A 21,799-nucleotide genomic window follows, 5' to 3' on the forward strand; every position below is an offset into this window, starting at 1 on the left:
TTTTCACTTTTTGAACCGCTTCACCGATTTGATAGCCCACGCTCATGTAAAATCCGTCATCTTCAGCCCTTGATAATGAAGCCATGAGAGAAAGAGAGAGTAAGAGGGATTTTTTGATTTTCATGTTACCTTCCTTTTGTTTGATTTCACATTCCCATGATAGTCATGTTTATGAAATTTCGCCATTTTACCATAAAACGCTTATTCTTAACTTAAAATTTATATTTTGAAAAAAAAAAAAAAAAATTTTAAGTATTTTTTAAAATAAAATATCATAGAGCTTGATTTAAGAAAAGGGATTTTATCCGGTTTGAAATTGGTTTTTAAATCTTTGGTTACAATCAAGCCATTCCAATGGGAAAGAAAGGCATGTTTGAAAAGATACAAAAAGAATGGTTGAGCAACGTTCAAAAAGATTTGCTGTCTGGTTTTGTGGTGGGGCTTTCTGTGATCCCAGAGACGGCCGGTTTTGCGATCATGGTGGGTTTAGATGTGGGCGTGGCGTTTTATACGACCTTTTATATGGCTTTTGTTTTGTCTCTTTTTGGGGCTAGAAAGGCGATGATTAGCGCAGCGGCCGGTTCAGTGGCGCTCATTTTAGTGGGCGTGGTTAAAAATTATGGGCTTGAATACGCGGGCGTGGCGACTCTTATGGCAGGGGTGTTGCAAATTCTTTTAGGCTATTTGAAAATAGGGAATCTTTTGAGGTTTATCCCCCAATCAGTGATGTATGGCTTTGTGAACGCGCTAGGCATTTTGCTTTTAATGGAGCAATTCAAATTCCTTCAAAACCAAAATTTAGGGGTGTTTATCTTGCTTTTTATTGGGATATTGATTATTTACCTCTTCCCTTTAATCACTAAAAAAATCCCCTCTAATTTGATTTGTATCCTTGTAGTGAGCGCGATCGCTTTAATTTTTGATATGCATGCGCCGAATTTGGGGAGCATTGAGCAAGGGGTTTCAGGCTTTCATTTCATCATTATCCCCAAAAATTTGGATTTTAAAATCGTTATAGAATTGTTGCCTTACGCTCTTTCTTTAGCGCTAGTAGGCACGATAGAAAGCTTATTGACCGCTAAAACTTTAGATGTGATTTTAAAAGATGGCGTGAGCGATAAAAATAAAGAAACTAAAGCGCAAGGCTTGGGGAATATCGTCTCAGGGCTTTTGGGGGGAATGACAGGGTGCGCTTTAGTGGGGCAGTCTATCATTAACGCAAAATCCGGGGCTAAAACAAGGCTTTCTACTTTTTTTGCCGGCTTTTCTTTAATGGTGCTAATATTAGTGTTTAATGAATACGTGGTTAAGATCCCCATTGTAGCGGTTGTGGCGGTGATGGTGATGATTTCTTTCACCACTTTTAATTTCCAATCCATTATTAACATTAAAAAAATCAAGCTCTATGACACGCTGAACATGCTCTTAGTCGTGGCGGTGGTTTTATACACGCATAATTTAGCGATAGGGGTTGTGGTGGGGGTGTTGGTCAATGCGTTATGGATCAAATCTGAAGGGATTGCATGAATTTTTGCTATAAAAAAGATGAGTTAAAAGTATGGCTCCAGATGTAGGATTCGAACCTACGACCAAGCGGTTAACAGCCGCCTACTCTACCGCTGAGCTAATCTGGAATTTCGCTCAAAAAAGAAAAAGAAATTTTAGTGTGTTTTTTGTAAAAAGTCAAGTAAAATGATGCCGTTATTCATTGAGAGCCAAAAAATTGGCTTTGTTCTCATTAGTAATGAGAACCGATTCCATATCAATAAGCCAAAACATAATTGAAATACACGCTATAAAGTCTTCGGAATGCTAATTTAGCGCCCATGAAAGAATAGTAATTCGTGTTGATGGTGGGGATTTTCACGCCTAATTCAACGCCATGGTGAATCCCTTGAAGCCTTAAACCGGTATTGAATAAGAATTGGAAATTGGTGTTGTTGATTTTAGCGTTGTAGATGCTAGTGGTGGTTTTTAAATTCACAAATTGCGAATTAAGCCATGTTGTGCCTGCTAGAGCGATGCCTCCAAAAATGCCAAAAGAGATTTTGCGGTTTTTATCGGATCCGCCATTGATGAAGTTCAATAAAAGATCACTGCCTGCGCCGTAAGTGAAAACATTAGAAGCGGAGTTAAAAAAGTTGGATTTGATATAGGCATGGTTGTAATCAAAAAAGGCATAATACCGGATCCCAAAAAATTTATTTTTCCCAAAGAATTGCTTATAGCCTAATTGCACGCCCACGCCATTCATCGCCCCGTTATTGCTTTGAGAGTTGATTAAACCCACGCTTCTAAAGGGGTTGTTGCCAAACTCTTTGGTGGTAGTTTGGAATTCAGAATATTGGGTTTCGTTGAGAGAATAACTATAGCTAGATCGGCTCACCAAACTGTGAAACCCTTTAGAATCGGGCGTTTTTTGAAGGGTGTTATAGATGGTTGCTAAATTGTCCCCTTTGAGATAAGAGATAGTGTCATTAATAACGCTTGATACTTGATTAAGGTTTTTATTGAAATCAGCGTTGGTAAATGCGCTTGGTTGGTTTGGACTTTCTGGGTCAGTTCTTCGGGATTGCGCGGCGGCTTTTTTAGCGCTATCAATCATGCTATTAATAGCGCTAAAGGTGTTGCCAAAAATAGTGCATGCGTTCCCGCTTGCATTAATGCCCCACGGTTTGCCATTGCCTCCGTCTATTCCTGGGCATTGGCTTTGAAGGGTATTAATAATGGTGCTAGCTTGAGTTAAAAGCTGGTCATAGTCATTATCAATGGTGGTATTATTGTTGGCTGTGTTTTTATTTTCTAGGGTATTTTGGAGCAATTGAGAAGTTGCTTTGAGTTTTTCGTATTCGCTAGAAGATAGCGAGTTATTGGCTAAATTAGAGGCGATCACTTGCCACATGCCCACCGCAGAGCTGAGTGCTGAGGACACGGCTTGATTAGCGGTATTAGGGGTCGTTTTCAATCGGCTAGCGCTCTTTTCTAGATTATCAATCGCTTGAGCGGTGCTTGAATTAGTGTTAGAGGCCGTTTGTTTGAGCTCGTTATAGCGGGTTAAAAGATTGTTCAAATTTTCGTAAGCGTTGGAGACTTTTTGGATTTCGCCGGTGTTTTTCACTTGTTGAACCGCTTCGCCGATTTGGTAGCCCACGCTCATAAAAACGCCGTCATTTTCAGCAAGGAGCGATGACGCCATAAGAGAAAGTAAAATCGTTTTTTTCATAAAATGTTCCTTAAAGTAATGTTTTGTTTGTAAAATCGTATCAAATTGAAACTTTATTTACAATGCGTTTAAAGTGTGCCATAAATTTATTGAATTTTTAATAAAATTGAGCAAAAATTAAGAAATTTTGCTTTTTTTTGGATTTAAAAAGAGGTTTTTAATGGTGAAAAATGTTTTGAGCGCTTTTTAAATTTTAGCGCTCAAAGGAGATTGGGGCTAAAAATTTTCAAAGCGTTTTCTAAATCCTCTTTGGTGTCAATGCCCACGCTTTTACTTTGAACGATTTTCACTGCAATCTTTTTTTGGTAATACAAAGCCCTTAATTGCTCTAATTTTTCTATTTCCTCTAAAACGCAAGGTTTTAAAGCACATAATTCTTCTAAGATTTCTTTATTGTGGAAGCCATAAATACCGATATGCCCTAAAAGGGGGGTTTGGCGTTTCGCATCAAAATCTCGTAAAAAAGGGATAAGGGAGCGCGAAAAATACAAGGCGTTATTTTGGCTGTCTAAAACCACCTTGACTAAATTGGGGTTTTTGGCTTGCTCTTCATCAATGACTTTAGCGCAAGTCGCCATGAAAGGGGCGTTTTTGGTGGCTTCTAATAAGGCTAAAATGACTTCTTTTTCTAAAAAAGGCTCATCGCCTTGCAGGTTTAAAACCCTTTCATCGTCTTTTAACCCTAAAATTCGTGCCGCTTCCAAACAGCGTTCCGTGCCGCTATTATGGTGTTTAGAAGTTAGCACCGCTTTAATGCGAAATTTTTGGCATGTTTGCATGATGCTTTCATCATCGCAAGCGACTACGCATTCATCTACTAGATTCGCATTTTTAGCACAACGGACTACCATAGGCAAGCCAAAAATATCTTCTAGCACTTTATTTTCAAAACGACTGGATTTTAATCTAGCAGGAATGATAATCATCTTTAAACCTTTTTAAGCCAAAATAGGGGATTTTTATGGTATTATACCCTTTAAAAGCTTATTCCTTTTATTGTAAGGATTTAGGCTATTGAACTTTAGGAGTTTTAATGATATTAAGAGCGAGTGTGTTGAGCGCGTTACTTCTTGTAGGCTTAGGGGCAGCCCCTAAACATTCAGTTTCAGCTAATGACAAACGGATGCAGGATAATTTAGTGAGCGTGATTGAAAAACAGACCAATAAAAAGGTGCGTATTTTAGAAATCAAACCTTTAAAATCCAGCCAAGATTTAAAAATGGTCGTTATTGAAGATCCGGACACTAAATACAATATTCCGCTTGTAGTGAGTAAGGATGGTAATTTAATCATAGGGCTTAGCAATATCTTTTTTAGCAATAAAAGCGAAGATGTGCAATTAGTCGCAGAAACCAATCAAAAAATCCAAGCCCTTAACGCTACCCAACAAAATAGCGCGAAATTGAACGCTATTTTTAATGAAATACCGGCTGATTATGCGATAGAGTTGCCCTCTACTAACGCTGAAAATAAGGATAAAATCCTTTATATTGTCTCTGATCCCATGTGCCCGCATTGCCAAAAAGAGCTCACTAAACTCAGGGATCACTTAAAAGAAAACACCGTGAGAATGGTTGTAGTGGGGTGGCTTGGGGTCAATTCGGCTAAAAAAGCGGCTTTGATCCAAGAAGAAATGGCGAAAGCTAGGGCTAGGGGAGCGAGCGTGGAAGATAAAATCTCTATTCTTGAAAAGATTTATTCCACCCAATACGATATTAACGCTCAAAAAGAGCCTGAAGATTTACGCACTAAAGTGGAAAATACCACGAAAAAGATTTTTGAATCTGGCGTGATTAAGGGTGTGCCTTTCTTATACCATTATAAGGCATGATATAAGGTTACTCTCATGAAAAAACCCTACAGAAAAATTTCTGATTATGCGATCGTGGGTGGTTTGAGCGCGTTAGTGATGGTGAGCATTGTGGGGTGTAAGGGCAATGCTGATGACAAACCAAAAGAGCAAAGCTCTTTAAGTCAAAGCGTTCAAAAAGGTGCGTTTGTGATTTTAGAAGAGCAAAAGGATAAATCTTACAAGGTCGTTGAAGAATACCCCAGCTCAAGAACCCACATTATAGTGCGCGATTTGCAAGGCAATGAACGCGTGTTGAGCAATGAAGAGATTCAAAAGCTCATCAAAGAAGAAGAAGCCAAAATTGATAACGGCACGAGCAAACTTATCCAGCCTAATAATGGGGGTGGGAGTAATGAAAGCTCAGGCTTTGGCTTGGGGAGCGCGATTTTAGGGAGCGCGGCGGGGGCGATTTTAGGGAGTTATATTGGCAATAAGCTTTTCAATAACCCTAATTATCAGCAAAACGCCCAACGGACCTACAAATCCCCACAAGCTTACCAACGTTCTCAAAATTCCTTTTCTAAAAGCGCACCTAGCACTTCAAGCATGGGCGGTGCGAGTAAGGGACAGAGCGGTTTTTTTGGCTCTAGTAGGCCTACCAGTTCGCCTGCGGTAAGCTCTGGGACAAGGGGCTTTAACTCATAATTTAATTGATTCAAGGCTAAAAAATGCAAGTGATTCCTTTAAAACCTTTAGACAATAAGACCTTAGAAGAAATCGGCTTAGATTGGCACACGAATGACGACATGTCATCTTATATCGCTGATGAAATGGTGGTTGTTTCTCAAAAAGAAGCGGACGCTTATTATGACGCTTGTAATGAGCTTTATGACATGTTTGTAGAGACGGCTGAAGAGGCCATTCAAAACGATCGCTTTTTTGAATTGGATATTCCTAACGCACTCGTTCCTATGATCAAACAGAGTTTTGAAGAAGAAGTGCATTGGCATATTTACGGGCGTTTTGATTTAGCCGGGGGGCTTGATGGCAAACCCATTAAATTACTGGAATTTAACGCTGATACCCCTACCATGCTTTATGAAACCGCAGTGATTCAATGGGCGTTACTCAAAGCGAATGGTTATGATGAAAACAAGCAATTCAATAACCTTTATGAAGCGCTTGGCGAGAATTTTAAACGCATGGTAACTTTGGGCGAAGACACGGGCCGTTTTGAGGAAATGTATGAGGGGTGGAAAATCCTTTTTTCAAGCGTTAGAGAGAATATTGAAGAAGAGCGCACCATGCGTTTTTTGCAAGACGCTGCTCAGAGCGTGGGGTTTGAAACGGATTTTTCTTACATTGATGAGGTGGAGTTTAATATAGAAGAGGGCGTGTTTAAAAACGGCTTGAATTATGAGTTTTTATTCAAACTGATCCCATGGGAAAACATCGCTATTGATGAGCCAGAATTAGCCCTTTTGATGCAAGGCATGATGGAAAATAAAAACACGATTTTTTTAAACCCGGCTTATACGATCCTTTTCCAATCCAAGCGTTTTTTAAAACTTTTATGGGACAGATACCCCAACCACCCCTTATTGTTAGAAACGAGTTATGAGCCTTTAGCCCATAAAAAGCAAATCAAAAAAGTGGCTTTTGGTAGGGAAGGGGCGAATAGTGAAATCTTTGAAGCTTCCATGCAATCGCTTTTGAAAACGGACGGCGTTTATTCTAACCACAAACCCGTTTATCAAGAGTTTTACGAGCTCAATTCGCATAACGGGTTGTATTATCAGCCTAATGTGTTTTTTGCTTATGAATCTTGCGCGTTAGGGTTTAGAAAAGGGGGGTTGATCTTGGATAATTTTTCTAAATTCGTGAGCCACATGTTGCAATAATGAGCGCAATGATGCGTTATTTTCACATTTATGCGACCACTTTTTTCTTCCCTTTGGCGCTTCTTTTTGCCATTAGCGGGCTTTCATTGCTCTTTAAAGTGCGCCAAGACACTGGCGCTACTATCAAAGAGTGGGTTTTAGAAAAATCCTTAAAAAAAGAAGAACGATTGGATTTTTTGAAAGACTTTATAAAAGAAAACCATATCGCTATGCCTAAAAAGATAGAGCCTAGAGAGCATAGAGGAGCATTAATCATTGGCACGCCTTTGTATGAAATCAACCTTGAAACTAAAGGCGATCAAATAAAAATCAAAACCATTGAAAGGGGCTTTTTAGGCGCACTCATCATGCTGCATAAAGCTAAGGTGGGTATCGTGTTTCAAGTGCTTTTGGGGATTTTTTGCGTGTTTTTATTGTTGTTTTATTTGAGCGCGTTTTTAATGGTGGCTTTTAAGGACACTAAACGCATGTTTATAAGCGTTTTGATAGGGAGTATCGTATTCTTTGGAGCGATCTATTGGTCTTTATAGGGTTTTTTAAACACTAAAGGTGTTTTTCACAATCAAAAAAAGAGTTAAGCGAGCGATAGTCTCTCATAAGGTGCTCTTAGGGGGTTAGGGGGATTTTAAAAAAGGGGGTTGTAGGGGAATGATTTCAAAATACCCCTATCCTTTTATGAGTTTTAAAAACCCCATTTTTTAAAAAATTAAAGAATAACTAAACCAACACAAAAAACCCCTAAAACTCTATCTTTAAACTAAAAGCGTTTTATCTGTCTCATCTGACAACAATTTTTGAAAGAACGCTTGAAATTTAACTATTTTTCGTTATTTTTATCAAGTCTTTTTATAGCGTGCGCATACCGCTCTATTATTGTGTGATTCGTATTTATAGCGTGCTTATAATAATAACCACGCAAAAGCCATAAATTAAAGCTATTGAAAAACACAACCAAACGCATATCTATCCATAGCGCAAAAACACGCTAAAACATTTTTATAGGACTTTTAAACCTAAAACCCACTTCAAGCTAACCTAACAAAAATTTACAATATAAAAACACACTAACAAACACAACCAAACAACCGCAAAAAACATTCAAAAAGTTTTCTTTTTGAAAATAGACAAATCCCTAAAAACACTAAAGATTAAAAATTAATAGGGTGGGTTTCTGCTTTGGTTCTTAAAACAGAGCCAAATCTTTGAAAAGTTTTGAGTCAAACACGATGATAATTTAGGGGAAATTTAGGGGATTGGTTAAATTTTCAATACCCCCTGAGTTTAGTGAGGTTTTCGCATGCTTGTTTCATGCCCAATTTACAGCCCTTGTCATAAATCATTATGGCGTTTTCTTTATCTTTCATGTTGTAATACATGCCCGCTAGAGCGAAGCAGCCCACTTCATCGCCCATATCGCAACCCCTTTCATAATTATCAAGGGTTTTCCTCAAGTCTTTTGGAACAGCGTCCCCTTGGGAATACATAAAGCCCATCCTAGAGCAACTCACCGCGCTCCCCATATCGCATGCTTGTTTGAAATAATCAAAAGCCTTTTGGGGATCTTTTTTGACATACCTGCCTAACATATACATAGAGCCTAAACTCGCGCAACCACCAGAATTGTTTAAAACACAAGCTTTTTGCAAATAATCAAACGCCACTTCAAAATCTTCATCAAGCCCTGCATCGCCATTTTCAAACAAACTCCCTAACGCGCGACAAGCCTGCCCATCGTCCAATCGGCACGCTTTCAAATAATAGATGACGGCTTTATGGTTGCTTTGTTTGACTTCTAAAAAGCCTTTTTCATAAGCCACGCCCAAAACATAACACCCCTTAGCCATATCAAAATTACAGCTTTTTTGGTAGTAGGTAACCGCTTGATCGGCATTGCCTTTGATTTTTCGGTCATAAATAATGCCTAAATTGTAGCAACTCTCAGGGTGTTTTAAAACGCACGCCTTAGCATAAGCGTCAATGGCCTCTTGATAATTTTGAGCCGTGCCTAACCCCTCATCATAAAGCCCCCCTAAACCAAAACACCCTTCCCTATCATCAGCCTGGCATGCGGTTTTATAATATTCTAGGGCTTTTTTATAATCTATTCTAGTGCCTTGCCCGTTTTCATAAATGATTCCTAATTGCGTGCAACCTTCACTCACCCCATCGTTGCATGCTTTTTTAAAATAAGATGTGGCTTTAGAATAGTTCCCGCTTTTATAGGCTCTTTCAGCAACCCCCAAAAAACTATTGTCTCGTTTCCCCCATAAATGGGCATTCAAAAAAAATAACCCACAAACTAATATTTTTAAAATTTTGACACTCATTTCTACCTTCTTTTAAATTCTGATTTTTAGAACCCTTCTTTAATCAAAACAAAAATGCAACGCTCCATTTTAGCATAAATCAAGCGCTTTGATTAAGGCTTAGGAGAATCCTTACGCTCTTCTTTATGCTCTAAAGAGGTGATATAAAGGTAAATCGCTTGGATTTCTTCTAAATTGAGATTGTATTTAGGCATCATGCCTTTGCCTAAACTCAGGGCGTCTTTAAAGGTTTTAAAATCTAAATGGTTGATTTTAGGGGCGTAGAGGATTTTTTTCTCGCCTTTTTCATAATAAAAAGTGATTTCTTGTTGTTCGCCTTTAATGCCATGGCATTTCGCGCACGCAACACCCCTAGGGTTTTTATAAAGAGCCATCCCGTATTCAAAATCAGAGATGAAATCCGCTTCTTTAGCGCTCAAACTTAACCACCACCAAAACAAAACTAGCGCGATAAACAAACGCATTAAAACAACTGCGCCTTTTCTAAAATCTCTTTAGCGCCGCTTTGCAAAAATTCTTCTAAAAGCTCTTGAACTAAATCAAACGCTTTAGTTTTATCCCCTTGCTTTCCTTTAGTAATGACTTCTTTCCCGTTAGGCAAGCCTAAAACCGCTTGGATTTTAACCCTATCGCCCATTAAACTCGCATGCACGCCTATAGGGATCTGACACCCCCCATTAAGCCCCTTGATAAACTCCCTTTCTAAACGGCAACAAAATGCGCTTTTTGCATCGTTGAGTTTTTGAAGCGTGGCAAAATGCTTGTGGTTTTTGAGCATTTCCACCCCTAAAGCCCCCTGACCCATGCTAGGAATCATTTCTTCCACGCTAAAAGCCTTGCGGTATTTCGCTCCTTGAATTTCTAGGCGGCATAACCCAGCTTCAGCCAAAATGATAGCGTCAAATTCACCGCATTCAAGCTTTTTCAAACGGGTTTGGACATTCCCCCTTAAGCTTTCTGTGTCTAGATCCTGGCGCTTCAGTTTGAGCTGCATGGAGCGTCTTAAAGAAGTCGTGCCAACCTTGGCCCCTTTAGGCAAACTCATCAAATCAGGGAATTTCACGCTTAAAAAAGTGTCTCTCACATCAGCCCTTTTAGTGATGCATGCCAAGTCTAACCCCTTTTCAAACACGACCGGCACATCTTTTAAAGAATGCACCGCCAAATCAATTTCGCCTTTTAAAAGCAATTCTTCTAATTCCTTAGTGAATAGCCCCTTACCGCCAATCTTATTTAAAGGGGTGTCTAAGATTTTATCGCCCTTAGTTTTAACGATTTGAATCTCGCTTTCTATAGAGCATTCTTTTTTCAAGCGTTCTTTAATGTGATTCGCTTGCCATAAGGCTAGTTCGCTCCCCCTAGAGCCAATCACTAAATTTCCCACTCTCTCCCCCTTATTCGCTCGCTAACATTTCTAAAATTTTTTCTTCTAATTCTGCGTCTTTAAGCGTTTGTTTTTCTAAATTAGCGCGTTTGATGCATTCAAATTCTTTATTCTCTAAAGTTTGCTTCCCAACAATGAGCGCTAATCGTTCCCCAATCAATTCAAAATCCCTCATCTTTGCCCCAAAACGCGCGTCTCTGTCATCTAACAACACATCAACACCCTTTTGGAGCAGCCTTTCATACACTTCAAAAGCGAGTTTTTTTTGCGCTTCATCTTTTAAATTAGAAACCACGATCACCACATCAAAAGGAGCGGTATTTTTCGTCCACACACAGCCTAAATCATCGCTTTTTTGCTCTAAAATCGCGCTGAGCAATCGGCTAATGCCTATCCCATAGCACCCCATTTCAAAAAATTGCTCCTTACCATTCTTATCCAAGAAACTCGCCTTCAAGCTTTTAGCATAGCCTTGCCCGAGTTTGAAAATATGCCCCACTTCCAAACTCTTATGGTATTTCAACGCTCCTTGACAATTAGGGCAATGATCGCTTTCTTTAACCTGGACAATATCCGCATAAACAAGATTTTCAAACCCTTTTAAATCCACGCCCACCGCATGAAAATCCTTTTCATTAGCCCCAGCGATCAAGCAATCGCCCTCTTTTAAATCTTCATCAAAAATAATATAAGAAACATGCTTTTTCAAGCCATAAGGCCCTATAAAGCCCGCTATTAACCCTGCATTATCCAAATCTTTTTGACTCGCCTCTCTCAATTCTAAAGCGTTCGCCCCTATAATGTTCAAGGCATTTAGGGATTTAGTCTCTTCTAAATTGTCATCGCCCCTAACAAAAAAGCACGCTAGGGTTTCTTTATCTTTATGGATCACTTTTTTAATGATCGCCTTTAAAACAAAATAAGGCTCTGTTTTGAAAAACTCCGCCACGCTTTGCGCGCTAGTGGTATTAGGGGTGGGGAATTTCGCTAATTGCGCTTTGGGGACATTTAAAGGCTCAGACCTTTTAGAGCGTTTAGCGATTTCAATATTGGCGGCGTAATCGCAATTTTGACACACCACGATCGTGTCTTCCCCGCATTCGGTTAAAACGACAAATTCCTTGCTTTTACTCCCTCCAATCGCCCCACTATCCGCTTCCACAATGCGAAAATCCAAACCCAAATCGCTTAAAATCTCCTTATAAGCGTTTTGCGTGTTTAAAAATTCCTTATCCAAGCTTTCAGCGTCTTCATGAAAGCTGTAACCATCTTTCATGATAAATTCCCTCGCTCTCACTAGCCCAAATCGAGGGCGGATTTCATCACGGAATTTTGTGTGGATTTGATAGAGATGGACGGGTAATTGCTTGTAGCTTTTAATGAAATTAGCGGCAATTTCGGTGATATTTTCTTCTAAAGTGGGGCTTAAAACAAAATCATTGTCTTTTCGGTCTTTAAAAACCAGTAATTCCTTGCCGTATTTATCCAAACGGCCTGATTTTTCCCACAAACTCGCCAAAACCACAAAGCTCATTAAAATATTTTGTGCCCCATGCTCTTGCATGCGCTTGTGCGTGATGTTTTCTATCTTGTCTAGCACTTTTTTAGCTAAAGGCAAAAAATTATAAATCCCGCTGCCTACTTGATAAATGTATCCTGCTTGAGCTAAGTGCTTATGGCTTTTTAACACGGCATCTTTTGGGGGTTCTTTGAGAGTGGGGGCAAAGAGTTTTGAAAACAGCATGCATTATTCCTCGTAATATTCGCATTTATAGAGATTCAAATTCTGGGCATGATTAGCGCTAGACTTGTCTAAATTAAACAAGTTTTTAATCGCGCCCACAAGCACATCGGATTCTTCTTTTTGAGCGTTCTTTTTTAAAGCGATAGTAGGGTGGTGTAAAAAAGTATTGAAAGCGTTGTGCAAGATCTTTTCAATATTGCCTTCGTATTCTTTAGGCACATAGCGTTTTTTGAGCGCCTTTTGCAATTCCTTTTGAGCTGAAATCCTAGCCAATTCCCTTAAATCCTTAATCACAGGCTCCACTTCTAAGCTTTGGATCCATTGGTAAAACTCCATTGTGGCAAGCCCTACAATCTCATAAGCTTTCGTCCGGCTTTCTTGCCTGTTTCCCACATTTTCTTTCACCATAGGCTCTAAATCATCCACGCTGTATAAGAAAATATTATTAAATACCGGTTTTTCAATATTTCGTGGCACGGCCAAATCAAACCAAAAACGCCTGAAAATCGTTTCTTTTAGCATGGAATTTTTCACGATAAAGTTCGGCGAAGAAGTGGCGCAAAAAAGCAATGCGTATTCATTGATATAAGCGTTTAAATTTTCTATATTTTGGAAGCTCACTTTTTTAGGCTCTTCTAATTCTTTGATGAAATCTTCAAATTTAGCCGCATTACGCCCTAAAATAAGCACTTCAAATTGCTTGTTTAAAAGGTGTTTGATGACTAATTGAGCCATCTCGCCAAGCCCTATCACAAGGGCTTTTTTATCCTTAATCCTTTCTTTTTCAAAAATATTAAGCGCTTCTTTGACCGCCACTGAAGAGATGGAAACCCCTTGCTTGGAAATGCCGGTTAAATTGCGCACTTTAGCGGCGCATTTGAAAGCAAAATGGAGCAATCGGGTTAAATCTTTGGAGCAAAATTTCTCTTCAAAGGCGAATTTATAAGCGTTTTTCATCTGCCCTGTGATTTGAGTTTCCCCAACCACCAAGCTATCCAAACTGCTGCACACGCTAAAGACATGATGGACCGCGCTTGCATCAGTATTGATTAAAACGCATTTTTCCAAATCAGACACGCTCATTTTTTTATTTTGAGCCAAAATCTTTAATAGTGCGCTTTTTTGTTCATTAGTATTAGCGCCGTGCTTTAGGCTCGCATAGATTTCAAAGCGATTGCATGTGGATAACACCATGCACTCTTTGATGTTAGGGCAGTGGGTTTTAATGGTTTGTAAAAATTCTTTAAGTGTTGCAAGCGAATTGATAGCGAGTTTTTCTCGCATTTCTAAGCTCATGCTTTTATGCGTAAAGGCTAGGGTGAAATATTTTGATAAATGAGTTTCTAACTCCATTAAAAAGTCCTATAAATGACATCTTGCGCTAGTTTTTCTAAAACCAAATTGTTTTCCCCTTTAATGGCTTCAAGAGCCTTTTTAGAATAAACTTGAGCGATCTTAAGGGTTTCTTCTATGATACCATATTGCTTGAATTTTTCCTTAGTCCATTCTACGATTTCATGGCTATCTTGTTTGAAATAGGAAATTAAAAGCCCTTGATCATGCGGATTCAATTTTTCATATAAAAGCAAGTAGGGTAGAGTGGTCTTGCCTTCTTTAAAATCGCTAAAATTGGGCTTACCTAAAGTTTTGGCGTCTTGAGTGATGTCTAATAAATCATCAATAATTTGAAACGCCATGCCAAAATGCAACCCAAAATCCGCATACATTTTGGCGTCTTTATTTAAAAGAATCGCCATGCTTTTTAAGCTCGCTTCCATGAAATGAGCGGTCTTGTCTTCTAAAATACGCCAGTATTTTTGTTTGTCGCTATTGAAACTTTCCCCCACAAACACGTCTTCAATCTCGCCCCTAGAGAGCCTTAAAACCGCATTAGAGAGAATTTGAGCGATTACTTCGCCCATTTTAGACAATTCAAAAAAGGCTTTAGAATAAAACACATCCCCAAGCATCACGGCGTTAAAATTACCAAAAAGAGCGTTAATGCTGGGGAGCTTTCGGCGCATGGCCGCCTTGTCAATCACATCATCATGCAATAAAGAAGCGGTCTGTATCATTTCTACAATCGCGCACAAATTGAACGCTTTATCTAATAAAATAGCGTCTGTTTTTTCGTCTAACAAAGCGAGCATGAGTTTGGAGCGCAGCATTTTTGAAGGGCCAATCTTAGAAAACAATTCATCTATAAAGCCGCTTTCTATTTCTTTGATCCAAGAAGCGATCTTATTTTGAATAGCTTGAAGTTGTTTTTCTTGCATGCAAATTCCTTAAGGCTCTTTAGGAGAAAAAACAAGGGGCATAAGGGCTAAAAGCCTTAAAGTGGCTTTATCTTCTTTAAAATCTTTAAACACAAGCGACAGAATGCTGTTAGAAGAAAATTTTTCTCCAAAAACTTTGAGATTATAGGTGTTTCTCGCATGATCGGTGTATAAAATAAACTGGTAAGGGAAATGGTTAAAACGCATGTTAATGACTAAACCTTTATTTGCATATAGCGTCCAATAGAGCGTGATTTCTTTGGTTTGTTCATTTGAAGTGTCTTTGATGATCGCTTTAAACACTTCATCTTTTTTTAATTCTAGCGTTTTATCTATCCCATAATCAAGCCCAAACGCTTTTAAAAAAAAGAGAAATATCAAGCCATAGCGGATAAGCTCATTCATTCCCACTGAGAATATTCGCCATGGATTGGATCACAATGTCTGTTTTCCTGCTCTCTATTTTTTGTTGCAACTCTTCATCCATTCTTAAAGCTTTAGCGAAAGATTCAAACTTTTCTTCCAAGTCTTCTTTTTCTATAAAAGTTTCCAAGAGAGCCAGAAGCTCTAAAAGCCTTTCTAGCTCTTTTTTAGAAAGCTTTTTACTCGCATGAGAAATGATGTCATTCCACTTGTCTAAGGGGTTTCCCTCAAAAATTTCAAGCTCGCTGTAATCTCTCATGCTGGCTTCTTTTTGATAGCTTAAGCCAAATGGGCTTCTAGCATCCAAATGGATTTTTGCAACTTGGCTAATTGATCGTCCGCATAAGTTACGGTGACTTTATCGCCTTCTTTTTCAGCGGTGTTAGAAAGCTCTTTAAATTCTTTTTCTAGGTGTTTATAATCGCCTAGAATTTCTTTAAAGATGTCTTTAGAGTGGAAGCTCGTCTTAGTTTCTTCTTTAACACGAGTGAGTTTGAGCGCTTCGGATAAAGTGACTAAGGGGTGGTGTCCTAATTGAGCGATCCTTTCAGCGAGATCATCAAACATGTCCGCAAATTCTTCATAAATTTCTTCAGTGGCTTTATGCACATTGAAAAAATCGGTGCCTTTCACATTCCAATGGAAGTTATGCACTTTCATAAATAACACGATCGCATCCGCTTGCAAATGTTTTAAAATTTCAAATGTTTTCATCAAAAGTCCTTTTTTTAAAATTGTTTTAGGCTTTTACTTTCATAAAAACCTTGATCGCTATCCTACACCAAAAGAGTTAATAAAAAATTTTTTTGATCTTAGTTTTTGTTAAATATTGATAAACCCTATTCAATTTAATATTATTTAATCTTTTTAAAATTTTGTTTTATCGTAAAACTCATTTTTTAAGGGGGATATTATCACTCAAGAAGCGTTAAGAATCCTAATTTCAAAGGTTTTTTCTTGATTTTCTAATAGCGCAATGCTCCCTTCATGGGCTTTAACGACTTGTAAAGACAGGGCTAACCCTAGACCATTCCCCTTTAATTTAGTGGTTTCAAAAGGCTCAAATAGAGCGCTTTTATTTTCCACTTCCTTACCATTATCAATAATGGTGAAGACGATAAATTCATTTTGAATGAACGCTTCAATCTTCACCTGCCCCTGTTCGCTCTCTTCTAAGGCTTCAATCGCATCAATGGCGTTATACAAGAAGTTTTGCAACACAATCCCCATCAAATCAAAGTCAAAAAACCCTTCTTCATCGCTAAAATTAAAAAGAAAATCAATATCTTTGGAGTAAGTGTAGCAATTTAGGGCTTCTTTGAGATCGCTCTCTAGCGTTTTCAAACTTTGCTTAGTGCGGTTGGCTTGAATGCCTTTAGAAAAAAGCAAGGTGGCTTTAATGATCCTTTCCACGCGCCATAAAGCTTTTTGCAATTCCACAACAATGGGCTTAGTCTTTTCGTTCGCATGCTTTAATAACACCGAAGCTAAAAGAGAGATAGAGCCTACGGGGTTTCTGATCTCATGGGCTAAATGCGCTGAGATTTTCCCCATAGAAGCGAGCCGCTCTTGACGTTTTTGAGTGCTAATATCGGTTGCGGTGATGATTTGCTTGCCTTGAATGCTGTTTTGCTGGACTAAATAGCTTTTATTTTCATGTTCAATTTCAGTGTTAAAATTTTCTAATTTAGCCTTATTGAACACCTCATGGCTTTGATTGGCTAAAGAATTTTTATAAAAAAAGCTCCCGTTTTCATTCATCACCCAAATCGCTTGCGGTAAAATCTCTATGACCCACTCATAAAGAGCTTTATAATCCTTAAACTCCTTTTCCACCTTGTAACTTTGTAAAATAAATTGGTTTAAAAGCCCTAGTAATTCTTGCATGTCTTTTTTGTTGGAAAAATTTTCTAATAAATCTTCGCTCTCTTTGGGTTTAAAATTTTCTAATGAAATCACATTATCCTCTTTTTTTAACAACCCCTTGAAAGAAGAAGCCTTGTTAGAGTGTTTCAAATGGGAACGCTTTAAATAAGGGCGTTTTAAGCGCTTGGATTTTTTCATGGTTTTTGTTTTTCTTGCTCTTTTAAGAAATTAAACAGCATTTCGCTATAGCCAAAATTCCCGCTCAATTCTTTAGAAAGGGTGTCCTTATACATGGATGTGTAAATCTCATCGCCTGGGGCTTTAGGATACAAAGGGTTATCCATTTTCATAGCGCTATCCAGCATGAATTTTAAAAGCAACGCTTCAAAAGAATCGGTTTGTTCTTTGAGGAGTTTGTCGTTTTTATTTTGAGCTAACGCTTTTAATTTCTCTTCGCTCGCTAATTTAGAAACGTTGTATTGCTCTAACATGGCTTTATTGTTGTTTATCATAGTATCTCCATTTCAGCGCTAATCGCGCCGCTTTTTTTTAGGGCTTGCAAGATTGAAACCATCCCCTTAGCGCTCACGCCAATTTTTTGTAAGGCTTTTACCACCCCGGCAATGGTGATGTTTTTCCCGTTAGAGCTCAGCGTGTTATGAGCGGTGTCTAAGGACATGTTATTGTCTAAATCTTGCGTGTTTTTAGAATCATTTAAAGGCTCTTTAGTGATTTTCAGCGTGATGTCTTGGCTTGTAACCACTATAGGATGCACTATTATATCCACTCCTGAAACGATCGTGCCTGATTTTTCATCTACAATGATCTTATTTTTCGCACTGTAATTAATAGGGATTTCTTGCACTAAGGCTAAAAACTCTACCATAGAAAGACGCTCTGGGCGGGTGATTTGAATGGTTTTTGGATCTAGCGCTATGGCTACTTTATTGCCAAATACTTTATTTAAAGTGTTTTGCACTTGGATAGCGTTTTTAAAATTAGGGCTTTTTAGGCTTAAAACCATGGCGTTTTTATGGAACAAATCATACGAAACCTCCCTTTCAATAGTCGCTCCGTTGATGATATTGGCTGAGAGCAAGTTATTGGAATTACCCGAAGTGATAGCCCCTTGAGCGAGGGCGTAAATATTCCCATCTACCGCATTTAAAGGGGTCATCACCAAAGTCCCTCCTTGAATGGATTTTGCATCGCCAATAGAAGAAATGTGAATATCAATCTTATCGCCCTGTCTTGCAAAGGGGGGTAAGGAGGCTGTAATCATCACTGCAGCGACATTTTTAGATTTAATATCATCTGCAGAGATTTTGACATTCACGCTCTCTAGCATGTTAGAAATGGATTGCATGGTGAATTTTGAGCCGGATTTATCCCCTGTGCCATTCAAGCCAATCACAAGCCCATAACCAATCAGCTGGTTATCCCTTACGCCCACCACGCTCGCTATATCGCCTATTTTTTCGGCCAAAAGCTTGTGAAAGGCTAATACAAAAATAAGCCATAAAAACACCCGTTTCAATCAAACCCTTTCTTATTCCCTAAATTCTGAATTATTTTAGCATAAGCCTTTTATAAAAACTTTAAACCTAATTGAGCGCATTTTTATGCTATACTCAAAAATCTTATAAACTTTAAATCAAAGATTTTAATTTTAGCCTTTTATTAGCTTTTTATTAAAGTTTCAAATTAAATTGAGGTATGAATCTCCCATGGAATTGAATCAACCACCACTCCCTACAGAAATTGATGATGACGCTTATCATAAGCCGAGTTTTAATGATTTGGGCTTAAAAGAATCGGTTTTAAAATCCGTCTATGAAGCCGGCTTCACTTCCCCAAGCCCCATTCAAGAAAAGGCCATTCCGGCTGTTTTGCAAGGCCGAGATGTCATCGCACAAGCCCAAACAGGCACAGGAAAAACCGCCGCTTTCGCTCTGCCCATTATCAACAACCTTAAAAACAACCACACCATAGAGGCCTTAGTGATCACGCCCACCAGAGAATTAGCCATGCAAATTAGCGATGAGATTTTCAAATTGGGCAAACACACCAGGACTAAAACCGTGTGCGTGTATGGAGGCCAGAGCGTTAAAAAGCAATGCGAATTCATTAAGAAAAACCCCCAAGTGATGATCGCTACACCAGGAAGGTTGTTGGATCATTTAAAAAACGAACGCATCCATAAATTTGTGCCTAAAGTGGTCGTTTTAGATGAAAGCGATGAAATGCTGGATATGGGGTTTTTAGACGATATTGAAGAGATTTTTGACTACCTCCCTAGCGAAGCGCAGATTTTGCTTTTTTCAGCCACGATGCCAGAGCCGATTAAAAGACTAGCGGATAAGATTTTAGAAAACCCTATTAAAATCCATATCGCTCCTTCTAATATCACTAACACCGACATCACCCAACGCTTTTATGTGATCAACGAGCATGAGAGGGCCGAAGCGATCATGCGCCTTTTAGACACCCAAGCGCCCAAAAAGAGCATCGTTTTCACGCGCACCAAAAAAGAAGCCGATGAATTGCACCAATTCCTTGCTTCTAAAAATTACAAAAGCACCGCCTTGCATGGGGATATGGATCAAAGGAATCGCCGCTCTTCTATCATGGCGTTTAAAAAAAATGACGCTGATGTGTTGGTGGCTACAGATGTGGCGAGCCGTGGGCTAGATATTAGCGGTGTAAGCCATGTGTTTAATTACCATTTGCCTCTAAACACCGAGAGCTATATCCATCGCATCGGGAGAACCGGGCGAGCGGGCAAAAAAGGCATGGCGATCACTTTAGTAACCCCTTTAGAATACAAAGAGCTTTTACGCATGCAAAAAGAAATTGATTCAGAGATTGAACTTTTTGAAATCCCCACCATTAACGAAAATCAGATCATCAAAACCTTGCATGACGCTAAAGTGTCTGAAGGGATCATCAGCCTTTATGAACAGCTTACCGAAATTTTTGAGCCGTCTCAATTGGTTTTAAAACTTTTGAGTTTGCAGTTTGAAACCAGCAAAATTGGCTTGAACCAGCAAGAAATTGATGCGATTCAAAACCCTAAAGAAAAAACGCCAAAACTCTCTAACAAAAAAACGCACCAACATGAGCCAGCGCGTTCTTTCAAAAAGGGCCAGCACAGAGACAGACACCCTAAAACAAACCACCATTCTAAAAAACCCAAACGCCGTTAAAATATTTAAAAAGGAAATTCATGCCCATTGATTTGAACGAACATTTAAAAAAGAAAAATCCTCAAAGAGAAACCCCCACGCCTAATACGCCTAATAATGGGGGGCGTTTCATTCCGCCGTCTAACTCTTTTAATTCTAAAAAACTATCGGTTTTAATCGTCATTGTCCTTTTAGGCGTTATCGCTTTTTTGGCCAAGCCTTTTGAAGTGATCAGCTCAGGAGAAATTGGCATTAAAATTACCGCCGGGAAATACGAACCCACCCCCTTACAGCCAGGAATCCACTTTTTTGTGCCTATCATTCAAGACATTCTCATTGTAGATACAAGGATCAGGAATATCAATTTTTCACGCACCGAAGACATGGGCGTGGCGGGTAAAAACCAAGGGATTTTTAGAAACGACGCTATTAATGTGATGGATAGCAGAGGTTTGACCGTTTCTATTGAACTCACCGTGCAATACCGCCTAAACCCCCAAACCACCCCCCAAACGATCGCTACTTATGGCTTATCTTGGGAGCAAAAGATCATCAACCCTGTGGTGCGCGATGTGGTGCGATCTGTCGTGGGGCGCTATCCGGCTGAAGATTTACCCATTAAGCGCAATGAAATCGCCGCTCTTATCAATAGCGGTATCAATAAAGAAGTTTCTAAGCTCCCCAACACCCCTGTGGAATTAAGCTCTATCCAATTGAGAGAAATCGTCTTGCCCGCTAAGATTAAAGAGCAAATTGAAAAAGTCCAAATCGCGCGCCAAGAATCAGAAAGGGTGAAATACGAGGTGGAGCGCTCCAAGCAAGAAGCTCAAAAACAAGCCGCTCTGGCTAAAGGGGAAGCGGACGCTAACAGGATTAAGGCTCAAGGCGTGGCGGATGCGATCGTGATTGAAGCTAAGGCAAAATCTCAAGCCAATTTGAGCATTTCACAAAGCTTGAGCGACAAGCTTTTAAGACTGCGCCAAATTGAAGTTCAAGGCCAGTTTAATGAAGCGTTAAAAACGAATAACAACGCTCAAATCATGCTCACTCCAGGTGGGGCTGTGCCTAATATTTGGATTGACACTAAAAGTAAGGTTAAATCTAGTATTGCCGAGACTAAAGAGCCTTAAAAACGCATGGCGTCTCTTGCCTTTATCCAAGCTTTTTTGGAGTCTTTTAAGGGATTTTTAAGCCAAGCGACTTTAATTAGCGTTTTAATAGCAGGCGTTTTAATCCTTTTTTGCGCGATTTTGCTCCTTTTGGCTTTGCTTTTAAGAAACCGCATAGCTAGCTATATAGCGGCAACAACTTTTTTGGGCGCGTTTTTAAGCATGCCTTTTGTTTTGAATGTTTTACTCACTCAAGCGATTTACCCCATAGAAACACGCATCTTGCACGCTAACCCTTTAAGTTATAGCAACGCCTTTTCTTTGCAAGTGGGAGTCAAAAACCATTCCAAATTCAGTCTAAACAAATGCGTTTTACGCCTAGAAGTGCTTAAAAACCCTCACAATTTTGTAGAAGAGCATGCGTTTAAATGGTTTGTCAAAAAAAGCTATGAAAAAACCTTTAAAGAAAAGATTTTGCCCAAAGAATCTAAGGTCTTTTCATTCTTTATTGATAACTACCCTTATTCAAAAACAGCCCCCTATCAAGTTTCTTTGTTTTGTTTGTAGAA

At 39.0% G+C, this 21,799-nt stretch carries 22 protein-coding genes and 1 tRNA gene; 8 read left to right on the top strand and 15 right to left on the bottom strand.

The window, feature by feature from the left end; translation table 11 throughout:
- Positions 1 to 369: 369 nt before the first annotated feature.
- Complete coding sequence (locus tag CXY28_RS07050) at positions 370 to 1,527, top strand: SulP family inorganic anion transporter (RefSeq protein WP_198542636.1); 1,158 nt, start codon at positions 370 to 372, stop codon at positions 1,525 to 1,527.
- A gap of 32 nt (positions 1,528 to 1,559) precedes the next feature.
- On the opposite strand, the gene CXY28_RS07055 is transcribed toward CXY28_RS07050, so the two are convergent.
- The 3 genes from CXY28_RS07055 to kdsB form a co-directional block, all read right to left on the bottom strand.
- A tRNA-Asn gene (locus CXY28_RS07055) sits at positions 1,560 to 1,634 on the bottom strand.
- Between the two features lie 128 nt (positions 1,635 to 1,762).
- Positions 1,763 to 3,223 (bottom strand): porin HopA, encoded by a 1,461-nt coding sequence (gene hopA / locus CXY28_RS07060; protein ID WP_100980188.1) that lies wholly within the window; start codon positions 3,221 to 3,223, stop codon positions 1,763 to 1,765.
- Positions 3,224 to 3,423: 200 nt separating this feature from the next.
- Positions 3,424 to 4,149 (bottom strand): 3-deoxy-manno-octulosonate cytidylyltransferase, encoded by a 726-nt coding sequence (kdsB, locus tag CXY28_RS07065; RefSeq protein WP_100980190.1) that lies wholly within the window; start codon positions 4,147 to 4,149, stop codon positions 3,424 to 3,426.
- 107 nt (positions 4,150 to 4,256) lie between these two features.
- Here kdsB and dsbK point away from each other — a divergent pair, with 107 nt between their 5' ends.
- From dsbK to CXY28_RS07085, 4 genes are read left to right on the top strand one after another with little or no spacing between them, the layout of a single operon-like run.
- Complete coding sequence (gene dsbK, locus CXY28_RS07070; RefSeq protein WP_001917591.1) at positions 4,257 to 5,054, top strand: protein disulfide-isomerase DsbK; 798 nt, start codon at positions 4,257 to 4,259, stop codon at positions 5,052 to 5,054.
- 15 nt (positions 5,055 to 5,069) lie between these two features.
- Positions 5,070 to 5,720: a UPF0323 family lipoprotein gene (locus CXY28_RS07075; protein ID WP_100980192.1), complete on the top strand. Its 651-nt coding sequence runs from the start codon at positions 5,070 to 5,072 to the stop codon at positions 5,718 to 5,720.
- Positions 5,721 to 5,743: 23 nt separating this feature from the next.
- Complete coding sequence (locus tag CXY28_RS07080; protein ID WP_100980194.1) at positions 5,744 to 6,916, top strand: glutathionylspermidine synthase family protein; 1,173 nt, start codon at positions 5,744 to 5,746, stop codon at positions 6,914 to 6,916.
- Positions 6,916 to 7,446 carry a hypothetical protein gene (locus tag CXY28_RS07085; protein ID WP_100980195.1) on the top strand — a complete coding sequence of 177 codons (531 nt, stop codon included), beginning with the start codon at positions 6,916 to 6,918 and terminating at the stop codon, positions 7,444 to 7,446. The genes CXY28_RS07080 and CXY28_RS07085 overlap by 1 nt, the downstream gene beginning before the upstream one ends.
- Positions 7,447 to 8,181: 735 nt before the next feature.
- Here the strand turns inward: CXY28_RS07085 and hcpE are convergent.
- The 12 genes from hcpE to CXY28_RS07145 form a co-directional block, all read right to left on the bottom strand.
- On the bottom strand, positions 8,182 to 9,243 hold the full coding sequence (hcpE, locus tag CXY28_RS07090) for a Sel1-like repeat protein HcpE (RefSeq protein WP_100980197.1): 1,062 nt from the start codon (positions 9,241 to 9,243) through the stop codon (positions 8,182 to 8,184).
- 92 nt (positions 9,244 to 9,335) lie between these two features.
- Entirely contained in the window at positions 9,336 to 9,707 is a 372-nt protein-coding gene (locus CXY28_RS07095; protein WP_100980199.1) for a c-type cytochrome, read from the bottom strand.
- On the bottom strand, positions 9,707 to 10,627 hold the full coding sequence (gene hemC, locus CXY28_RS07100) for a hydroxymethylbilane synthase (RefSeq protein ID WP_100980201.1): 921 nt from the start codon (positions 10,625 to 10,627) through the stop codon (positions 9,707 to 9,709). The genes CXY28_RS07095 and hemC overlap by 1 nt, the downstream gene beginning before the upstream one ends.
- Positions 10,628 to 10,637: 10 nt before the next feature.
- Entirely contained in the window at positions 10,638 to 12,371 is a 1,734-nt protein-coding gene (gene proS / locus CXY28_RS07105; protein ID WP_100980203.1) for a proline--tRNA ligase, read from the bottom strand.
- Positions 12,372 to 12,374: 3 nt separating this feature from the next.
- Positions 12,375 to 13,724: a glutamyl-tRNA reductase gene (hemA, locus tag CXY28_RS07110; RefSeq protein ID WP_100980205.1), complete on the bottom strand. Its 1,350-nt coding sequence runs from the start codon at positions 13,722 to 13,724 to the stop codon at positions 12,375 to 12,377.
- A complete protein-coding gene (locus tag CXY28_RS07115) occupies positions 13,724 to 14,647 on the bottom strand; it encodes a polyprenyl synthetase family protein (protein ID WP_100980207.1) in 924 nt (307 codons plus the stop codon). Before CXY28_RS07115 ends, hemA begins: the two co-directional genes overlap by 1 nt.
- Positions 14,648 to 14,656: 9 nt before the next feature.
- A complete protein-coding gene (locus CXY28_RS07120) occupies positions 14,657 to 15,052 on the bottom strand; it encodes a hypothetical protein (RefSeq protein WP_015644603.1) in 396 nt (131 codons plus the stop codon).
- Positions 15,045 to 15,329: a DUF2018 family protein gene (locus CXY28_RS07125; RefSeq protein ID WP_100980209.1), complete on the bottom strand. Its 285-nt coding sequence runs from the start codon at positions 15,327 to 15,329 to the stop codon at positions 15,045 to 15,047. Before CXY28_RS07125 ends, CXY28_RS07120 begins: the two co-directional genes overlap by 8 nt.
- A 20-nt stretch (positions 15,330 to 15,349) precedes the next feature.
- The gene (gene dps, locus CXY28_RS07130) at positions 15,350 to 15,784 is read right to left on the bottom strand and encodes a DNA starvation/stationary phase protection protein (protein ID WP_000846455.1); all 435 of its coding nucleotides are present in this window, start codon (positions 15,782 to 15,784) and stop codon (positions 15,350 to 15,352) included.
- Positions 15,785 to 15,988: 204 nt separating this feature from the next.
- Entirely contained in the window at positions 15,989 to 17,134 is a 1,146-nt protein-coding gene (flgS, locus tag CXY28_RS07135) for an acid survival sensor histidine kinase (RefSeq protein ID WP_100980211.1), read from the bottom strand.
- Positions 17,131 to 17,448, bottom strand: a complete 318-nt coding sequence (locus tag CXY28_RS07140; protein WP_000609406.1) for a hypothetical protein — start codon at positions 17,446 to 17,448, stop codon at positions 17,131 to 17,133. Before CXY28_RS07140 ends, flgS begins: the two co-directional genes overlap by 4 nt.
- Positions 17,445 to 18,473 carry a flagellar basal body P-ring protein FlgI gene (locus CXY28_RS07145; protein WP_100980213.1) on the bottom strand — a complete coding sequence of 343 codons (1,029 nt, stop codon included), beginning with the start codon at positions 18,471 to 18,473 and terminating at the stop codon, positions 17,445 to 17,447. The genes CXY28_RS07140 and CXY28_RS07145 overlap by 4 nt, the downstream gene beginning before the upstream one ends.
- 190 nt (positions 18,474 to 18,663) lie before the next feature.
- On the opposite strand from CXY28_RS07145, the gene CXY28_RS07150 reads away from it, so the two are divergent.
- The 3 genes from CXY28_RS07150 to CXY28_RS07160 are packed head-to-tail and all read left to right on the top strand — an operon-like array spanning position 18,664 to position 21,797.
- Positions 18,664 to 20,142 (top strand): DEAD/DEAH box helicase, encoded by a 1,479-nt coding sequence (locus CXY28_RS07150; protein ID WP_100980215.1) that lies wholly within the window; start codon positions 18,664 to 18,666, stop codon positions 20,140 to 20,142.
- Positions 20,143 to 20,162: 20 nt separating this feature from the next.
- On the top strand, positions 20,163 to 21,251 hold the full coding sequence (locus CXY28_RS07155) for a prohibitin family protein (protein ID WP_001121052.1): 1,089 nt from the start codon (positions 20,163 to 20,165) through the stop codon (positions 21,249 to 21,251).
- A gap of 6 nt (positions 21,252 to 21,257) precedes the next feature.
- The gene (locus CXY28_RS07160; protein WP_100980217.1) at positions 21,258 to 21,797 is read left to right on the top strand and encodes a DUF2393 domain-containing protein; all 540 of its coding nucleotides are present in this window, start codon (positions 21,258 to 21,260) and stop codon (positions 21,795 to 21,797) included.
- The last annotated feature ends 2 nt before the right edge of the window (positions 21,798 to 21,799 follow it).

Origin of the sequence: Helicobacter pylori (assembly GCF_002832345.1) — a bacterium.
In the GTDB taxonomy this organism is placed as follows: domain Bacteria; phylum Campylobacterota; class Campylobacteria; order Campylobacterales; family Helicobacteraceae; genus Helicobacter; species Helicobacter pylori_CP.

What these genes read in the sequence shown, in the direction of transcription:
- CXY28_RS07050 (WP_198542636.1), top strand. Translation starts at nt 370, where the DNA reads ATGTTTGAAAAGATACAAAAAGAATGGTTGAGCAACGTTCAAAAAGAT.
- hopA (WP_100980188.1), bottom strand. Translation starts at nt 3,223, where the DNA reads ATGAAAAAAACGATTTTACTTTCTCTTATGGCGTCATCGCTCCTTGCT.
- kdsB (WP_100980190.1), bottom strand. Translation starts at nt 4,149, where the DNA reads ATGATTATCATTCCTGCTAGATTAAAATCCAGTCGTTTTGAAAATAAA.
- dsbK (WP_001917591.1), top strand. Translation starts at nt 4,257, where the DNA reads ATGATATTAAGAGCGAGTGTGTTGAGCGCGTTACTTCTTGTAGGCTTA.
- CXY28_RS07075 (WP_100980192.1), top strand. Translation starts at nt 5,070, where the DNA reads ATGAAAAAACCCTACAGAAAAATTTCTGATTATGCGATCGTGGGTGGT.
- CXY28_RS07080 (WP_100980194.1), top strand. Translation starts at nt 5,744, where the DNA reads ATGCAAGTGATTCCTTTAAAACCTTTAGACAATAAGACCTTAGAAGAA.
- CXY28_RS07085 (WP_100980195.1), top strand. Translation starts at nt 6,916, where the DNA reads ATGAGCGCAATGATGCGTTATTTTCACATTTATGCGACCACTTTTTTC.
- hcpE (WP_100980197.1), bottom strand. Translation starts at nt 9,243, where the DNA reads ATGAGTGTCAAAATTTTAAAAATATTAGTTTGTGGGTTATTTTTTTTG.
- CXY28_RS07095 (WP_100980199.1), bottom strand. Translation starts at nt 9,707, where the DNA reads ATGCGTTTGTTTATCGCGCTAGTTTTGTTTTGGTGGTGGTTAAGTTTG.
- proS (WP_100980203.1), bottom strand. Translation starts at nt 12,371, where the DNA reads ATGCTGTTTTCAAAACTCTTTGCCCCCACTCTCAAAGAACCCCCAAAA.
- hemA (WP_100980205.1), bottom strand. Translation starts at nt 13,724, where the DNA reads ATGGAGTTAGAAACTCATTTATCAAAATATTTCACCCTAGCCTTTACG.
- CXY28_RS07115 (WP_100980207.1), bottom strand. Translation starts at nt 14,647, where the DNA reads ATGCAAGAAAAACAACTTCAAGCTATTCAAAATAAGATCGCTTCTTGG.
- CXY28_RS07120 (WP_015644603.1), bottom strand. Translation starts at nt 15,052, where the DNA reads ATGAATGAGCTTATCCGCTATGGCTTGATATTTCTCTTTTTTTTAAAA.
- CXY28_RS07125 (WP_100980209.1), bottom strand. Translation starts at nt 15,329, where the DNA reads ATGAGAGATTACAGCGAGCTTGAAATTTTTGAGGGAAACCCCTTAGAC.
- dps (WP_000846455.1), bottom strand. Translation starts at nt 15,784, where the DNA reads ATGAAAACATTTGAAATTTTAAAACATTTGCAAGCGGATGCGATCGTG.
- flgS (WP_100980211.1), bottom strand. Translation starts at nt 17,134, where the DNA reads ATGAAAAAATCCAAGCGCTTAAAACGCCCTTATTTAAAGCGTTCCCAT.
- CXY28_RS07140 (WP_000609406.1), bottom strand. Translation starts at nt 17,448, where the DNA reads ATGATAAACAACAATAAAGCCATGTTAGAGCAATACAACGTTTCTAAA.
- CXY28_RS07150 (WP_100980215.1), top strand. Translation starts at nt 18,664, where the DNA reads ATGGAATTGAATCAACCACCACTCCCTACAGAAATTGATGATGACGCT.
- CXY28_RS07155 (WP_001121052.1), top strand. Translation starts at nt 20,163, where the DNA reads ATGCCCATTGATTTGAACGAACATTTAAAAAAGAAAAATCCTCAAAGA.
- CXY28_RS07160 (WP_100980217.1), top strand. Translation starts at nt 21,258, where the DNA reads ATGGCGTCTCTTGCCTTTATCCAAGCTTTTTTGGAGTCTTTTAAGGGA.